This is a genomic window from Sphingomonas sp. Ant H11, assembly GCF_000797515.1.
Classification (GTDB): domain Bacteria; phylum Pseudomonadota; class Alphaproteobacteria; order Sphingomonadales; family Sphingomonadaceae; genus Sphingomonas.
On the sequence record NZ_JSBN01000003.1, the window covers coordinates 18,092 to 33,430 of the forward strand.

13 protein-coding genes and 7 pseudogenes are annotated in these 15,339 nt (G+C 64.9%); 11 read left to right on the forward strand and 9 right to left on the reverse strand.

Translation table 11 applies throughout. The annotated features are described in order from the left end of the window. Positions 1-36 precede the first annotated feature (36 nt). Both NW75_RS01235 and fdhD read left to right on the forward strand, forming a co-directional pair. A complete protein-coding gene (locus NW75_RS01235) occupies positions 37-846 on the forward strand; it encodes a formate/nitrite transporter family protein (protein ID WP_033963213.1) in 810 nt (269 codons plus the stop codon). Positions 847-853: 7 nt separating this feature from the next. Further along, positions 854-2,167, forward strand: a complete 1,314-nt coding sequence (fdhD, locus tag NW75_RS27615) for a formate dehydrogenase accessory sulfurtransferase FdhD (RefSeq protein ID WP_310066452.1) — start codon at positions 854-856, stop codon at positions 2,165-2,167. 76 nt (positions 2,168-2,243) lie between these two features. On the opposite strand, the gene NW75_RS25605 is transcribed toward fdhD, so the two are convergent. Next, a complete protein-coding gene (locus NW75_RS25605; RefSeq protein ID WP_231564863.1) occupies positions 2,244-2,504 on the reverse strand; it encodes a hypothetical protein in 261 nt (86 codons plus the stop codon). On the opposite strand from NW75_RS25605, the pseudogene NW75_RS27620 reads away from it, so the two are divergent. The 4 genes and pseudogenes from NW75_RS27620 to NW75_RS01255 all read left to right on the forward strand — a co-directional run. Continuing rightward, positions 2,493-2,564, forward strand: a pseudogene (locus NW75_RS27620) (hypothetical protein); the annotation flags it as partial. The gene NW75_RS25605 and the pseudogene NW75_RS27620 sit on opposite strands and share 12 nt — an antisense overlap. Before the next feature lie 97 nt (positions 2,565-2,661). After that, positions 2,662-3,123, forward strand: a pseudogene (locus tag NW75_RS25610) (ABC transporter substrate-binding protein); the annotation flags it as partial. 130 nt (positions 3,124-3,253) lie between these two features. Next, the gene (locus NW75_RS25615) at positions 3,254-3,715 is read left to right on the forward strand and encodes a hypothetical protein (protein WP_231564869.1); all 462 of its coding nucleotides are present in this window, start codon (positions 3,254-3,256) and stop codon (positions 3,713-3,715) included. Between the two features lie 27 nt (positions 3,716-3,742). Next, positions 3,743-4,153 (forward strand): DUF4112 domain-containing protein, encoded by a 411-nt coding sequence (locus NW75_RS01255; protein WP_033963280.1) that lies wholly within the window; start codon positions 3,743-3,745, stop codon positions 4,151-4,153. Positions 4,154-4,175: 22 nt separating this feature from the next. Here NW75_RS01255 and NW75_RS01260 read toward each other — a convergent pair. The 8 genes and pseudogenes from NW75_RS01260 to NW75_RS01295 all read right to left on the reverse strand — a co-directional run bounded on the left by NW75_RS01260 (position 4,176) and on the right by NW75_RS01295 (position 11,157). Then, positions 4,176-4,888 (reverse strand): annotated as a pseudogene (locus NW75_RS01260) (ribonuclease T2 family protein). Positions 4,889-4,899: 11 nt separating this feature from the next. Next, a complete protein-coding gene (gene nadC / locus NW75_RS01265) occupies positions 4,900-5,745 on the reverse strand; it encodes a carboxylating nicotinate-nucleotide diphosphorylase (RefSeq protein ID WP_033963221.1) in 846 nt (281 codons plus the stop codon). After that, a pseudogene (gene nadA, locus NW75_RS01270) lies at positions 5,742-6,742 on the reverse strand (quinolinate synthase NadA). The gene nadC and the pseudogene nadA overlap by 4 nt, the downstream one beginning before the upstream one ends. 51 nt (positions 6,743-6,793) lie before the next feature. Further along, positions 6,794-7,495 (reverse strand): hypothetical protein, encoded by a 702-nt coding sequence (locus tag NW75_RS01275; protein WP_052191989.1) that lies wholly within the window; start codon positions 7,493-7,495, stop codon positions 6,794-6,796. 146 nt (positions 7,496-7,641) lie between these two features. Next, entirely contained in the window at positions 7,642-8,325 is a 684-nt protein-coding gene (locus NW75_RS01280; RefSeq protein ID WP_052191980.1) for a DUF4230 domain-containing protein, read from the reverse strand. Next, a pseudogene (locus tag NW75_RS01285) lies at positions 8,322-9,178 on the reverse strand (MBL fold metallo-hydrolase). The gene NW75_RS01280 and the pseudogene NW75_RS01285 overlap by 4 nt, the downstream one beginning before the upstream one ends. A gap of 849 nt (positions 9,179-10,027) precedes the next feature. Beyond that, positions 10,028-10,792 (reverse strand): annotated as a pseudogene (locus NW75_RS25620) (M56 family metallopeptidase); the annotation flags it as partial. Beyond that, positions 10,789-11,157 (reverse strand): BlaI/MecI/CopY family transcriptional regulator, encoded by a 369-nt coding sequence (locus NW75_RS01295; RefSeq protein WP_033963229.1) that lies wholly within the window; start codon positions 11,155-11,157, stop codon positions 10,789-10,791. The gene NW75_RS01295 and the pseudogene NW75_RS25620, both read right to left, overlap by 4 nt. 115 nt (positions 11,158-11,272) lie before the next feature. Here NW75_RS01295 and NW75_RS01300 point away from each other — a divergent pair. The 5 genes and pseudogenes from NW75_RS01300 (at position 11,273) to NW75_RS01320 (ending at position 15,301) form a co-directional block, all read left to right on the forward strand. Continuing rightward, positions 11,273-12,186 (forward strand): annotated as a pseudogene (locus NW75_RS01300) (SMP-30/gluconolactonase/LRE family protein). Between the two features lie 24 nt (positions 12,187-12,210). After that, positions 12,211-12,903, forward strand: a complete 693-nt coding sequence (locus NW75_RS01305) for a VIT1/CCC1 transporter family protein (RefSeq protein ID WP_033963230.1) — start codon at positions 12,211-12,213, stop codon at positions 12,901-12,903. Between the two features lie 83 nt (positions 12,904-12,986). Beyond that, positions 12,987-13,688 (forward strand): CoA transferase subunit A, encoded by a 702-nt coding sequence (locus tag NW75_RS01310; RefSeq protein WP_033963235.1) that lies wholly within the window; start codon positions 12,987-12,989, stop codon positions 13,686-13,688. 267 nt (positions 13,689-13,955) lie between these two features. Then, positions 13,956-14,666: an HAD family acid phosphatase gene (locus NW75_RS01315; RefSeq protein WP_052191983.1), complete on the forward strand. Its 711-nt coding sequence runs from the start codon at positions 13,956-13,958 to the stop codon at positions 14,664-14,666. Continuing rightward, positions 14,666-15,301 (forward strand): CoA transferase subunit B, encoded by a 636-nt coding sequence (locus NW75_RS01320; RefSeq protein ID WP_033963239.1) that lies wholly within the window; start codon positions 14,666-14,668, stop codon positions 15,299-15,301. The genes NW75_RS01315 and NW75_RS01320 overlap by 1 nt, the downstream gene beginning before the upstream one ends. The last annotated feature ends 38 nt before the right edge of the window (positions 15,302-15,339 follow it).

Consider the following 15,339-nt stretch of genomic DNA (forward strand, 5'->3'; position numbering starts at 1 on the left):
TGGCCAAGCCGCGCTTTTGCGCATAGCAACAGACCGATGGTTTCCAGCAAAGATACTTCAAAAAGCGACGACGATCTCGGTGCGGCCGACGCGACCGACCTTCATCGCACGGTGCGCGAAGAGGGCGAGACGGCGGTCAACCGTCCGGCCGCCGCCTTGTTGTGGTCGGGCCTTGCAGCGGGCATCGCGATCAACGCTTCGCTGTTGTTCGAGGGTGCGCTGTACGCGCATTTGCCCGATGCGCCGTGGCGGCCGACGGTGGTGTCGCTCGGCTACCCGATCGGATTTTTGATCGTCGTGCTCGGACGGATGCAGTTGTTCACCGAAAGCACAATCACCGCAATGCTGCCGCTCGCGACCAAGCCGTCGCTCGCGGCACTGGGGCGGACGCTTCGGCTGTGGGCGCTAGTCATCCTCGCCAACCTTGCAGGCACCGCATTGGTCGCGTCGGCAATGGCGAGCGGGCTGATAGGGGACGATGCATTACGCGCCGCGATGATCGCGGTTTCGGCCAAGGTGATGACGCTTGGCGCGGGCGCGACCTTCCTCAACGCCATCCCGGCTGGCTTCTTCATCGCGATCCTCGCCTGGACCCTGCCCGGGGCCCGCGCCCAGTCCTTTCTGATCATCAGCGCGATCACCTATCTCGTCGCGCTCGCGGGATTCAGCCATTCGATCGTCGGCTCGTCCGAGGTGTTCCTGCTGATCTTCAGCGGCAAGGCATCGGCGCTCGCGCTGATCGCGGCGTCGTTGATCCCGGCCATCCTCGGCAATCTGCTCGGCGGAGCCGGCATCTTCGCCCTGCTTGCGCACGCGCAGGTGCGCAGCGATGCGGAGGCGAAATGAGGCTGCCATGCGTTTGCTAGGCGCGATCCTTGCCGGGGGGCGGTCACGCCGCTTCGGCACCGACAAAGCGGTGGCGCAGTGGAACGGCGCGCCGTTGCTCGCGCACTGCGTCGCCGCGCTGTCGCCACAGGTCGATCATGTGGTGCTGTGCGGACGGGAGTGGGAGGGCCTGGAGCGCGTGGCCGACCGGCCGGAACCCGGCCTCGGGCCATTAGGGGCGCTCAACGCTGCGCTGCATTATGGTGCCCGTCACGGATATGACGCGGTGCTGACCGTGCCCGTCGATGTCCATCCCTTGCCGACCACGCTACGGCGCTTGCTGGAGGGGGAGGACGCAGCCGTGCTGAACCGGCAGACGGCGATCGGCTGGTGGCCAACCGCGCTAGCCGCCCAGCTCGACGCGCACATCGCCGCAGGCGGGCGCTCGCTCGAATCCTGGATCGCACTTGCGGGAAGCCGCCGGGTGGATGATTCGAACCTGGATCTGGTCAATATCAACCGCCCCGACGATCTCAGCCAATTGACTATGGCGGTTCGCGATGTCCCGGTGCTGCGCGTCGCCTACGATGACACACCGGGTGACTGGATCGATCGCGCGGTCCCGGTCGAAGCGCCGATCGCGCTCGAATATAACGGGATCGGCTATGCCGTGATGATGGGCACGCCCACCGATCTGGCCGACTTTGTCGCGGGCTTCACGATCAGCGAAGGCCTGGCGACGCTCGACGAACTCACCGAACCAAGCATCGTTGCGGTCGATGGCGGCTGGATCGTGCGCGCCGAACTTCCGCAACGCTCCACCCCTCGCGTCCTCGCGCGCGCGCGCACCCGCGTGTCGGAAAGCGGCTGCGGCATTTGCGGTATCGACAGCATCGCCGCCGCGCTCGCCCCGCTTTCCCCCGTCACGGCCAGAATATCGCTGGAGCGTACAGCCATAGCGCGGGCGCTCGGCCAGTTGCGCAACCATCAACGGCTCGGCCGTGCGACCGGCGCGACTCATGCTGCGGCCTTTTGCAGCCCGTTCGGCGATATCGTGCTCGCGCGCGAAGACGTGGGCCGCCACAATGCGCTCGACAAATTGATCGGAGCGCTTGCGCGCCATGGCATTTCGAGCGCCACGGGCTTCGTGTTGCTATCGGCGCGGTGCAGCCAGGAGCTGGTGGAAAAGACGGTCCGCGCGGGTTTCCCGATGCTGATCACCATCAGCGCCCCCACCAGCCTTGCGATCGATCGCGCGCGCGAGGCAGGGCTGGCGCTCGCCGTCATCGCACGGGACGACACGATGTTGATCGCGCACGATCCGCACGGGTCGTTCGGTTAAACCAGGCACACAACCGATCTAAACGACCGGGTGGCGCGGGCCGCGACCGGGTGGCACAAGGATGGCCATGACCCGCCTACGCCTGCCCCTTTTGATGGTTCGCCCTATCGCCCTGGTCTCGCTCGCCGCGCTCGCCGGGTGCGGCCCGCGTGGTGACGACGGCCCGGTGACGGTCAGCGCTATCGGCAGCAATCCCGTACTGGCCGACCCGGCGCGCGGTGCGCTGGACACCCCTGCCAGGCTCCTGCTCGACGCGACCGCACAGGGCCTCGTCCGCTTCGACGCAAGCGGCCAGATCGAACCGGGTATTGCCGAGCGCTGGAGCGTGATCGACCAAGGCAGAAGCTACATCTTCCGCTTGCGCGACAGCGAGTGGAATGACGGGGAAAGGGTCACCGCTGCCGAAGTGGTCAAGGTGCTGCGCCGTCAGCTCGCGCCCGGGTCGCATAACGTTTTGTCGCCCTTATCTGACCGCAATCGACGAAATCGTCGAGATGACGCCCGAGGTGATCGAGATCCGCCTGAAGCGGCCGCGTCCGGACCTTCTGAAACTGTTCGCGCAGCCCGAACTTGCGATTTTTCGCATTCGGCCACCCGGCGGAAGTGGCCCGTTTCGGGCGACCGCGCAGCGCGGTCGCAGTGTCTTGCTGCGCCCCGCCTTCGACCCCGCGCGCAGCCCGGACGACGACGTGGTCGAACCCTCTGCCGCCGCCAGTATCCATTTGATTGGCGAACGCGCGGCACGCGCCATCGTTCGCTTCGAGCGGCGCGAGGCGCAACTTGTCACCGGCGGTACTTTCACCGATTGGCCGCTTGTCGAGCTTACCCAGATCGCGCCCATCAACCGACGGCTCGATCCAGCGGCTGGCGTGTTCGGCCTGGCGATTGTCAGCCGGGAAGGCGTGCTCGCCGATCCCGCCAATCGCGCGGCCATCGCTCAGGCATTTGACCGCGCGGCCTTCGCCGCCGCCATTGCCCCCGATTGGGCACCGGTATCGCAATTGCTGCCCGAGCAACTCGATTCGGCGGCCCCCCCCGGCAAGCCCCGCATGGGCGCAAGCCGAAAGCGGCCCGCCCCAAGAGGCCGTGACTCGCATCGCCCAATGGAAGGCCGCGCATCCGGGCGAAATCGCGCTGCGCGTCGCGCTCCCCGACGGCCCGGGCGCAACCTTGCTCTACGGCTATATCGGCGCGGCGTTGGTATCGCTGGGAATCGCGCCCGAGCGGGTTGCCGCCGATGCACCGGCCGACCTCCGCCTGATCGACGCGGTCGCGCCCTATGACAGCGCCCGCTGGTACGTGGCAACCGCGTGCCAATTGTGCAGCGAGGCGACCCAAACTGCGATCGACGCCGCCCGCGATGCGGATTCGCCGCGGATGCGCGCGCAGCAAATTGCCATTGCCGATGCAGCGCTCGCCAATGAGGTGGCCTTCATTCCGATCGCGCGTCCGCTACGTTGGTCGCTGGTGAGTATCCGATTGAAAGCCTGGACCGGGAACTCCCGCGCGTGGCACCCGTTGAATCATCTCCGCAGCGACACCAATTGAGATGACATGGCCGACACCACAACTCGCATGAGCCCCCCGCCCCTCGGTGCGTTCGCTTCCAGCTATGCCGGGCGCGATCCGGCGGCGGTGCGCAAGCGGATCGAGGCGATGGAGCATTTGCTCGAAGGGCTGTTCACGGTGCCGTTGCTCAATCGCAAAATTGGCCTCGACGTGATCCTGGACCTGATCCCGATCGGTGGCGACGCGATCGGGGCAGCGATGGGCGCGTGGATGGTGTGGGAAGCGCGTAACCTCGGCATGTCGAAGCTCCAGATGGCGCGGATGTTCGGCAATGTCGGGATCGATTTTCTGCTGGGCATCATTCCGGTGGTGGGTGCCGTTCCCGATTTCCTGTTCCGCTCGAATACGCGCAACCTGAAGATCATCAAACGCCATCTCGACAAGCATCACCCATCGACCGCCACCATCGTCGGCTGACCGCGCGGTGGCGGGAAGGCAATTAGCGCTTCCCGCGCCAGACCTTCACCGTCGCGGTGTCGGCAACACCGCCCGAACCCGCCTCGCAGCGCGTATAGGCAAAGCGCTTGTCGAGGCACAGCCATAGCTCGTCGAGCCACCCGCGTTCGTTGACGGTGACACGCACGGCGTTGGCCGGTAGCCCCGGATTGGCCGCCGCGATCGCTTCCGCCAAGTGTCCGGCGTTCAGCGGCTTGCGCGACAGGCGTCCATGTCGGGATAGTGGAGCTTGGCGTAAAGGTCGGTCGATTTGCTGAAATAGGCGTCAGCTGTGGTGCCCATGCACGTGCCGTGCTTGGCCCATTCGTGTTGGAGCAATTGTGGCGAGGGCGTCGAGCAGACGTGCTGCTTGATCAGCGCCGCGGGCAACAACGCCGTGGACGTGCAATATTGCGGCCACTCCTTCCCCACGCCGTCGGGCCACAAACCATGCAACGTGAAGCCGAACCGGTTGCCGCTCTGGCATTGGAATTTGGCAGAGGGATCGCGGAAATTGTTGTGGCAATATTCCGGTGCCCAGGTCAGCGCGAGCGTATAGCCGGTGATCGGGCGCAGTCGCTGCGGCTGGCTCGCCGAGGCGACGTCGGGGTGCGGGCGCGGCAGCGTGGTGGGGACAGTGCATTGATAGCTTTGCGCCTGCACTGCCACCGGCAGCATCGCCAGCACGCCACATCCGATCGCCAGAGAAATCCGCATCGTCCGCACCCTCATGCTGCCGTGAAATCGAGCCCGATATCAGCCGCCGGAGCCGACTGCGTCAAGCGCCCGACGCTGACATAGGTAACCCCGGTCGCGGCGATCGCGCCGATCGTATCGAGCCGCACCCCGCCCGACGCTTCGGTCGGCACGCGCCCGGCAACCTGCGCCACCGCCGTGCGCAGTGTGGCCACGTCCATATTATCGAGCAGCAGATGCGTTGCCCCCGCCGCAAGCGCCGGTTCGATCTGGTCCAGCGCATCCACCTCGACGATGATCCGCGCGATCCCTGCGGCCTTCGCCCGCGCAATCGCCGGACCTACGCCGCCTGCGACCGCGACATGATTGTCCTTGATCATAGCGGCGTCCCACAGGCCCATGCGGTGGTTGGTCGCCCCGCCCATCCGCGTCGCATATTTCTCCAGCGCGCGCAGGCCAGGTATGGTCTTGCGTGTATCGAGCAAAGTCGCGCCGGTGCCCGCAATCGCCTCGACATAGGTGCGTGTCATCGTCGCGATGCCCGACAGATGCTGCACCGTGTTGAGCGCCGAGCGCTCCGCCGTCAGCATCGCCCGCGCGCGTCCCTGGAGGCGCAACAGATCGGTGCCCGCCGCCACCGCTTGCCCGTCCTCGACCAGCCGCTCGATCTCCACATCCGGGTCCAACGCGCGGAAAAACGCCTCGGCGATCGGCAACCCCGCGACGACGATCGCATCGCGGCTGTCCATCACCCCGGTAAACCGCGCATCCGCCGGGATCACCGCAGCAGAGGTAATGTCCCCGCCCGGCCCCAAATCCTCGGCCAGCGTCGCCTGCACGAAGCTTGCGAGGTCGAAACGGTCGAGCTGAAAGGTCATGCCTTTACAGGACCCAGGTCGCCTGCCCCACCGTGCCGCTGGCCATGGCGAGCATCGCGTCGAGGCTCTTCTTGGCTTGTAGCCGCAGCCCTTCCTCAATTTCCACGCGCGGGGTCAGGTCGCGCAGGGCGAGGTAGAGTTTCTCCAGCGTGTTCAGCGCCATGTACGGGCAGACATTGCAGTTGCAATTGCCGTCCGCGCCGGGCGCGCCAATGAAGTTCTTGAGCGGCGCGGCCTTTTCCATCTGGTGGATGATGTGCGGCTCGGTCGCGACGATCAGCGTGTCGCCCGCCATGGCATCGGCATAGGCCAAAATGCCGCTGGTCGAGCCGACATAATCGGCATGGTCGAGGATATAAGGCGGCATTCGGGGGTGCGCCGCGACCGGCGCGCCGGGGTGCTGCAATTGCAGCTTGAGCAATTCGGTTTCGCTGAACGCCTCGTGCACGATGCACACGCCCGGCCACAGCAGCATCTCGCGCCCGGTCTTGCGCGCCAGATAACCGCCCAGATTCTTGTCCGGCCCGAAGATGATTTTCTGGTCGAGCGGGATCTGGCTGAGGATCTTTTCCGCCGAAGACGATGTGACGATCACGTCGGAGAGCGCCTTCACCTCGGTCGAGCAGTTGATATAGGTCAGCGCGATATGATCCGGGTGCGCGGCGCGGAACGCGGCGAACTGGTCGGGCGGGCAACTGTCCTCCAGGCTGCACCCGGCATCCATGTCGGGCAGCACCACGATCTTGTCGGGGCTCAGGATCTTGGCGGTCTCGGCCATGAAGCGCACGCCGCAAAAGGCGATGACATCGGCATCGGTCGCCGCTGCCTTGCGCGACAGATCGAGGCTGTCGCCGACGAAATCGGCCAGATCCTGGATTTCGGGCTTCTGGTAATAATGCGCCAGGATCACGGCGTTGCGTTCCTTGCGCAGCCGGTCGATCTCAGCCCTCAAATCGAGCCCGGTCAGGCTTCCGCCGATACCACCACGTGCGTCCATCACCATGCTCCCGCGTTTGTGGGCTGCACATGGACGCGCGGGGCCGCGCGATCAAGAGAGTGGCGGGAATGGCGGATAGGCCAGCGGCGCAACCGATGCGCCCGGCGATCCTGCCGTCGCCGCGCGATAGAGCGCGGTTCCGAGCGGACTGTAGGTGATCGCTTCGGACAGCACGGTCGATCCGATGATCGCTGCAAGGCCCCACCACCAGGCCGGATGCACTTTACCGGTACGACGCAGATCGAACACCATGCCAACGATGGGGAGGATCAGGACTGCCAGAACATCAACCTCATAAGCGTAAGGGATCAGAAACGGCATCGGCAGCAATCGCCCGTATGCCGGGCCCAGCAGCAACGCCATTCCGGAAAAATGCAGCCGTCGATGCCATTCCGTCTGCCGCCGCCGCACGATCGCTGCGGTCGTCAACGCCGCGAACGTCAGGATCGTCACCGGATTCAGCACCAGAAACAAAGCAGGCGGGAAGAAGAAAGGCGCATGGCCGAGCCGTACGAGGCGCACCGTCACGATCGTGCCAAGCACAACCATCGCGACGATCCAGCCCGCCCCGATCCAGCCAAGCCGACGATGCAGCGCGATCGAGCCCCGCGCGACCAGCGCATTCTGCGTCACATACAACACCACCCAGCCCATGAAGACCACGGCATGGGCATGGACAATCGGCGGCGAGGCGAAGCTGGAGCGCCCCGTGACGATCATCAACGAGAAGCCCGCGACGACGATCGCCGCCATAATCAGCGAAGTGATGAAAAAGAAACGATCGTCTTTCGCGACCGCGGAATGTGGTTCTGCTAAAGATGCCATATTCGCCCCCCGACGAAACCGAATCGCTGGGGCTCTATACCATTGGATTGGCGCTGGAGGAACCGCGTCACGCCTTATTGGCGGTTTGCCAGAACTTCGGCGATCGACTTGGTCGTATCCCACACTTCGCTGCCGTCGCGCCCCTCATCCGCGAAGCGCACCTTGACGGTCGCGTCGAAACCGGCCGCTTTGAGTGGCAGCGCAAAGCTCCGCTCGACCGCACGGCGCGTGGCGTCGCGGGCGAGGCGAATGGGCACCGCTTCGTGCGCCTGGCGTACGAGTTCCTTTTGACCGGCAGCGCGGTTTGCCGCCTCGAGTTTCGCATCGGCGTCGGTAATTTTGGACAGGATTCCGCCTTCGCCATATTCACGGATCTGCGTCATGTCGATCTGCGGTGCCGATGCTTCGACCGGCGGCAGTACTACGCCGAGCGTGCGGGTCTTGGCGTCCCACGTTACGTCGCGCGCGTTCAGTTTCGCCATATCGACGTGATATTCCACGGTCCCCGGCATGATGAGCGTCTTCTTCGCCTGCAAGCCGAATTGCGTCTGTGTCGAGGTCGACACCGCGACGAACCGTGCCGCGAAGGCCGACAGGCGGTTCTGCTCGCGCAGTCCCTGCAGCGACCCACTGGCGATGGTCACAGGATCGGGCCCGGCGAGCTTGTGCTCGACCATCGCGCCGATGCCCCACACCAGCGCGAGGATGAACACGGTGATCAGGGCCAGCGCCGCCGCAAACTTTCCGACGAAAGTCATTCCTTTACGCTCCACACATCACCGTCTGCACAGACTTCGCCACGCTGCGCCAGATCGATCAAATGCGCCAAAACCGATCGCTCGGCCGCTGGAAACAAGCGCGGGTCGATGCCGACGTACATCCGCTCGACCATCACGCGATGGTCGCCGACTGGGTGCGGAGCAGCCGCAGGATCTGCCCCTCGCGCTGCTTGCGATGGCCGAGCATCCCGCGCACCAGCCGCTGCGGATTGGTAACCGGATCGCCATGCGCGGGATAATAGATACGGTCGTCGCGCGGCAGCAGCTTTTCCAGGCTTGCCATATACGCCGCCATATCTCCGTCGGGCGGCGAGACGATGCTGGTCGACCAGCCCATTACATGATCGCCGGTGAACAACGCCCGGCTCTCGGGCAGCGAAAAGGCGAGATGGTTGGAGGTGTGGCCCGGCGTCGCGAGCGCGGTCAGTGTCCAGCCGTCGCCCGCAACCGAGTCGCCTTCCGTCAGAATCCGATCGGGCGCGTACTCCCGATCGAAAGATGCATCGCTCCGGACACGATCGTCATCGAGCGCGAGCGGCGCGCATCCAACGATCGGCGCGCCGTTGCCGCCGCCAGCGGGCGCGAGCCCGGGCTGTGATCGCGGTGAGTGTGGGTGATCACGATCGCCCGGACCGGACGCCCGGCGATGGCGTGGACGATCGCCGCGATATGGTCTGGCGTGTCCGGGCCGGGATCGATCACCGCGAGGTCGCTGGTGCCGACCAAATGTACTTGCGTGCCTGTCGAGGTGAACGGCGACGGATTGGGGGGCAAGCAATCGCACGACGAGGGGCTCGAGTTGCTCGGGCACACCGGGAAATTGCTCGCTCATATCGGCCGAGATGGCGGGTCGTGCGGGCAGACGCAAGCCCGTACGACCCTGCCCGGTCATTCCACCTTGGCAATGTCTGCCTGGATTTCGGCGATAGCGGTGTCGATCCCTGCCAAGGCCTGCGCGCGGGCCTCCGCCCCCATCTCGGGGGACCGCAACATTTTCTCGCGCGCCGCACGCAAGCCCGCCAAAGCACCGGCGTAAGCCTTGCGTTCGATATCCTTGCTGTTCGCGGCTATCGCAGCGCCCTCCGCCGCCACTTTTTTCGATACGGTTCGAACAGATGACGATGAGCTTCTTGCCGTCCTTTTCACGATGAAGAACCATCTGGCGCGGGTCGCCCTCGGAGCTGCAGCGCGCCGACCTGACCTCGGGAATGGTCTCTATCCCCGACATATTCTCCATCCCGGAGAGATTTTCCAAGGTCACCTTGCCGTCCTTGTCGCGGCGGATGACGCGCACGACTTTGCGATGGTCTTTTCCATCCTCCGCGATGGTGGTGGTCGTGTCGGTAATGGTGGTGGTTGTCGTGGCGCGCGGCGGGGCCGGAGGCACGGGCGGCTCCGAAACATCAGCGGGTGCGGGTGCCGCCGCTTCAGCAACGGGCGGCGGCGGCACGGACGCTTGGTCGAGGCGCGCGATATCAACCCCGGTCGCCGTCTCCACCGACTTCCGCACTTTGGCGACGGCGGCCGTTCCCGAGGCGGTCAGGCCCAGCCCGGCGACGATGAGCAGCGACAGCGCCCCTGCCCCGGTTACCAGACGTACCGGCGATATCTTGGTGGTCGTCAGCATCCTCAATCTCCCTTTCAAGTCATTGATGGTGTGAAGGTGGCAGGTCGCCGACACCGCGCCGCCCAGGAAGGTCGGGTGCGCCGCCTTCAGGATCGCGCAGGCATAGGTGTGCCGTCGCATCGGGTTCATGCCCGCGAGCACCCGGGCGTCGTTGGCGATTTCCTGGTCGGCCCGAAAGGCACGGAACGCACGCCAGGCAATCGGATTGAACCAGTGCAGGGCGAGCACGACCAGCGCGACCCAGTTCGCGATAAGGTCGCCGCGCGCATGATGACCAAGCTCGTGCGCCAGCGCGAGATCGCGCTCTTCGGGTTCGTAGCGCTCGGCGAAATCGCGCGGAAAGGCAACGTAACGCCGCAACACGCCAAAGGCGAGCGGGCCGGTGGCCGCGTCGGTTTCGATCACCTGAACACCGTCCAGATCGTCGGTAGCCGCCCCCTGGTCCAGCATGCGGCGACAAAACCGCACATGCCGTCGCCAATGCCACCCGAAAAACGCCACCGCCCCAGCGATCCACAATATCGCAAGTACCGGGGCAAGCATCGCCCCAAAGGGCTGCACCGCCGGACCGACGGACCCTTCGCCAATCGGATCGACGAAGAGAACGGTAACTTGTTGGCTCGCGCGCAAAACCGGGGCGACCGCCGCCGCGTGCCAAGCGCTCGGCAATGGCGGCAGCAGCAAGCGCAGCACCGGCAGCAGCCACAGGGCGTAAGCGATATCGGCCCCGAATGCCTTGCGCACCGGAGCACGCAGTGCCAGCACCGCCACCATCAGCACGGTCGACGCGATCAAACCCTCGATGAGCCAGCCGATCATGCCTTGAGCTCCTTCAGCAATGCCTCGATTTCGGCGATATCCTGTGCCGTCAGCGCATCCCGCTCGGCGAGGTGCGCGACCAGCGGGCTCAATTTGCCGCCGAACAGGCGATCCATCAGCTTGCGCGATTCGCCCGCAACGTAATCTTCCCGCTGCACCAATGGACGATAGCGATAGCGTCTGCCGTCCTCCTCATGGGCGATGATGTTCTTCGCGAGCAACCGCCCCAATAGCGTCTTGACGGTGTTGGAGGTCCATTCGCGCGTCGCCGGGATCCGTTCCGCCACGTCCTGTGCGGTCAGCGGGCTTTCATCCCACAGCACCTCCATCACCGCATGTTCGGCATCACTGATTCGCTCGGCCATTCGACTCTCCTCCGTACTGACTACGGATGTAATCATATTGTTTACATGCGTAGTCAAGAGGCCCCTTGCAGTCCCCCGACCCAGCGATAGAACAAAAAAAAAAAGGAGAGTTCGGGTGACCCTAGCCACGATCGCGGACGGCCTGCGTTTCCCGGAAGGCCCCGTCGCCCTTCCCGATGGCAGCGTCGTGCTGGTCGAGATTGCAGCGGGCAGGATCAGCCGCGTTCGCGCCGACGGAACGATTGAGACGGTGGCAGAGCCGGGCGGCGGCCCCAACGGCCTGGCGCTCGGTCCGACGGGATGCTCTATTGCTGCAACAATGGAGGATTCGAATATTTTGAGCACCCCGCCGGGCTGCTGATCCCGCACGGGCAAGCGCACGATTATTCCGGCGGCCGCATCGAACGGATCGATCCCGCGACCGGGGCCGTCGAAATCCTATACCGCGACGGAGACTTTGGCTGCGTACTGCGCGGCCCGAACGACATCGTGTTCGATTCCCACGGCGGCTTCTGGTTTACCGACCACGGCAAGACCCGGCACCGGGAGCGTGACGTCACCGGCATCTTCTATGCGAAGGCAGATGGAACTCATCTCGAAGAGGTCATTTTCCCCAGCGAAAACCCCAACGGCATCGGCCTCTCCCCGGACGGCAGGCGGTTGTACGTCGCGGAAACCTACACATGTCGGCTGATGGCCTTCGATATCACCGCACCCGGCAAGGTGGACCCGACCGTCGGGATCGGCGGAGCCGGCATCCCGTTGTACCGCCCGGCTGGCTATACGTTCTTCGATTCGCTGGGGATCGAGGAATGCGGTAACATTTGTGTCGCGACGATCGGCGAAAGCGGCATTTCGGTGATTTCCCCGGCGGGGGCGCTGGTCGAATTCGTCCCGACTCCGGACCCTTTCACAACCAACATCTGCTGGGGTGGGGTCGATCGGCAGACCGCCTATATCACCCTGTCCGGTACGGGACGGCTGGTGCGCATGCCATGGCCGAGACCCGGCCTTGCGCTGGCGCATTGAGACCAACATGGCTAGGGCGGTAGCGTGATTCGGCACGGTGAAAGACATGTGGTCCAGCGTATCGGCTGGTTGCGGGCCGCCGTGCTCGGCGCAAATGACGGCTTGCTGTCGACAGCCAGTCTGATCGTGGGCGTGGCTGCCGCCGCGCAGAGCCAGAGCGCTATTCTTACGACCGGGATCGCCGGCCTGGTCGCCGGCGCGATGTCGATGGCGGCCGGCGAGTATGTTTCAGTCAGTTCACAAGCCGACACAGAAGGTGCGGAGCGCGCGCGCGAAGCAGCCGAACTCGCCGAAGACCCCATGGCCGAGGCCAAGGAACTTGCCGCGATCTATCGCCAACGTGGGCTCGACGCGGCGCTGGCTGCGCAAGTCGCCGAGCAGTTGATGACGCATGACGCGCTGGGTGCCCACATGCGCGATGAGCTGGGCATCCACGAAGCGATGGAGGCAAAACCGGTGCAAGCCGCCATCGCATCGGCCGCCAGCTTTGCCGTTGGCGCGATCTTCCCGGTGCTGATGGCGTTTCTTTTCCGGGGCACCGCGCTGGTCGAAGCGGTCGCGGTGGCGACACTGGTGCTACTGGCCGTCTTGGGCGCAACGGGGGCCTATGTCGGCGGCGCGAACCTGTGGAAAGGGGCATTGCGCGTGCTGTTCTGGGGCGCGCTGGCAATGGCGGTGACGGCCGGGATCGGGCATGTGTTCGGCACCAGGGTTTAAGCTGTACCACCCGCCAGAATCAGCGGCTTGACCGTCTGCCCTTCCCCGCCGTACTCGACGCCCAAAATCGAAAGGCACCGCCGATGCGCAAGCTTTATCCCAATGCCGCCGCCGCTCTTGAAGGAGTGCTTCATGACGGCATGACGATTTGCGCGGGCGGCTTCGGTCTGTGCGGCATCCCCGAGCGGTTGATCGACGCGATCCGCGACGCGGGCACCAAGGATCTGACGATCGCCAGCAACAATGCCGGTATCGACGGTGAGGGCCTTGGAAAACTGCTGCGCACGCGCCAGGTCAAGAAGATGATCTCGTCCTATGTCGGCGAGAACAAGGAATTCGAGCGGCAGTATCTGTCGGGCGAGCTTGAGGTCGAATTTTGCCCGCAAGGCACGCTGGCCGAGCGCTGTCGTGCTGGCGGGGCCGGTATTCCGGGCTTCTACACCAAGACCGGCGTCGGAACGCTGGTTGCAGAAGGCAAGGAAGTGAAGACCTTCGACGGCGAGGAGTATATCCTCGAGCGCGGCATTCGCGCCGACCTTGCGATTATCAAGGGCTGGAAGGCGGATGAAAGCGGCAATTTGATCTTCCGCAAGACCGCGCGCAACTTCAACCAGCCGATGGCGACCGCGGGCAAGATCTGCGTGGCCGAGGTCGAGGAGATCGTTCCCGTCGGCGCGCTCGATCCCGACTGCATTCATTTGCCTGGCGTCTATGTCCAGCGGCTGATCGTCGGCGCGCCCTATGACAAGAAGATCGAGTTCCGCACTGTTCGCGAGGCGGCGTGATGCGACGGTCGCACTTGCGCTCCTGCGCAGGCAGGAGCCCAGGCGTGCGAGCGCTGCGCCTGTGGCTCTGGGCTCCTGCCTGCGCGGGAGCGCTGGCGCTGCAGGGATGCACCTCCACGGGTAACGTCGTGTCCCTCGTCGCGCACCGTTCCTACACCGGCTATCCTATGGTCACGGACGCGAGGTGGCGCCCGGCATGCAATTCCTCTACGGCTCGGGCGAAGCGCCGCGCTCGATCATCAGGCGTATAACACGCTGGTCGATGCCGTGCGCCGCCGCCTGGCGAGCGAAAAGGCCGACCCCAAGGCGCTGAGCGACCGCACCTCGGCAGTGCTCACCCCCGATGCGACGCTCGACCAGCCGGCCACCTTGCCGTGCGGAGACCGCCCTCGCGCGGTCGTGTTCGACGTGGACGAAACGCTGCTGCTCAATCTCGGCTTCGAATATGACGATGCGACGCATCCGGGTGCGCCCTATGACGAGGCGCACTGGCTGCAATGGGAGCAGGCCGGGGTCGACCGGGTCGCAGCCGTGCCCGGCGCTGTCGCTGCGGTCAACGAACTGCGCAACATGGGCGTAACCGTGGTGTTCAACACCAACCGCAGTGCCGCCAACGCCGCCTTCACCGAGGCCGCCATCGCCCATGCCGGTCTGGGCTCTGCCAAACACGGCGAAACGCTGTGGCTGAAGGGCGACCTCGGCAGCGGCTCGGGCAAGGATTCGCGGCGTCGGGCGATTGCCGCGCGCTATTGCGTGGTGGCGATGGGCGGAGATCAACTCGGCGATTTCTCCGACCTGTTCACCGGCACCCCGCAACAGCGCCGAGCGGCGGTCTCCTCGCCCGCCATCCACGGCATGTGGGGCCGCTTCTGGTTTGTGCTCCCCAACCCGGTTTACGGGACCGCGCTCAAGGGCGGGCTCGACGATGTTTTTCCCGCCGACAAGCGCTGGTCGCCCCCCGCATCTGGAGAGAAGTAATGGCCTGGACTCGTGACGAAATGGCCGCGCGCGCCGCACGCGAGCTGCAGGACGGCTTCTACGTCAATCTCGGCATCGGCATCCCCACTCTGGTGGCCAACCATATTCCCGAAGGCGTCGAAGTGACGCTCCAGTCCGAAAACGGCATGCTCGGCATCGGCCCCTTCCCGCTCGCCGGCGAAGAAGATGCCGATCTGATCAATGCCGGCAAGCAGACGATCAGCGAACTGCCCCAATCGGCCTATTTCAGCTCGTCCGACAGTTTCGCGATGATCCGTGGCGGCCATATCGATTTGACCGTGCTCGGCGCGATGGAAGTCGCTGAAAATGGCGACATCGCCAACTGGATGATCCCGGGCAAGATGATCAAGGGCATGGGCGGGGCGATGGATCTCGTCGCGGGCGTCAAGAAGATCATCGTGGTGATGGAACATACGTCCAAGAACGGGGACCCGAAGTTCATTCCCGCCTGCACGCTGCCGTTAACCGGCAAGAACGTCGTCGACATGATCGTTACCGACCTGGCGGTGTTCCAGCGCCCCGATCATCAATCGCCGTTCAAACTGATCGAAACGGCTCCCGGAGTTACCCCCGAAGAGATCGCTGCCAAAACCACAGCCCATTATATCCGCTAGCGGTGTCGCGGAGGGACTGTCCGCGCACGCGCTGACGG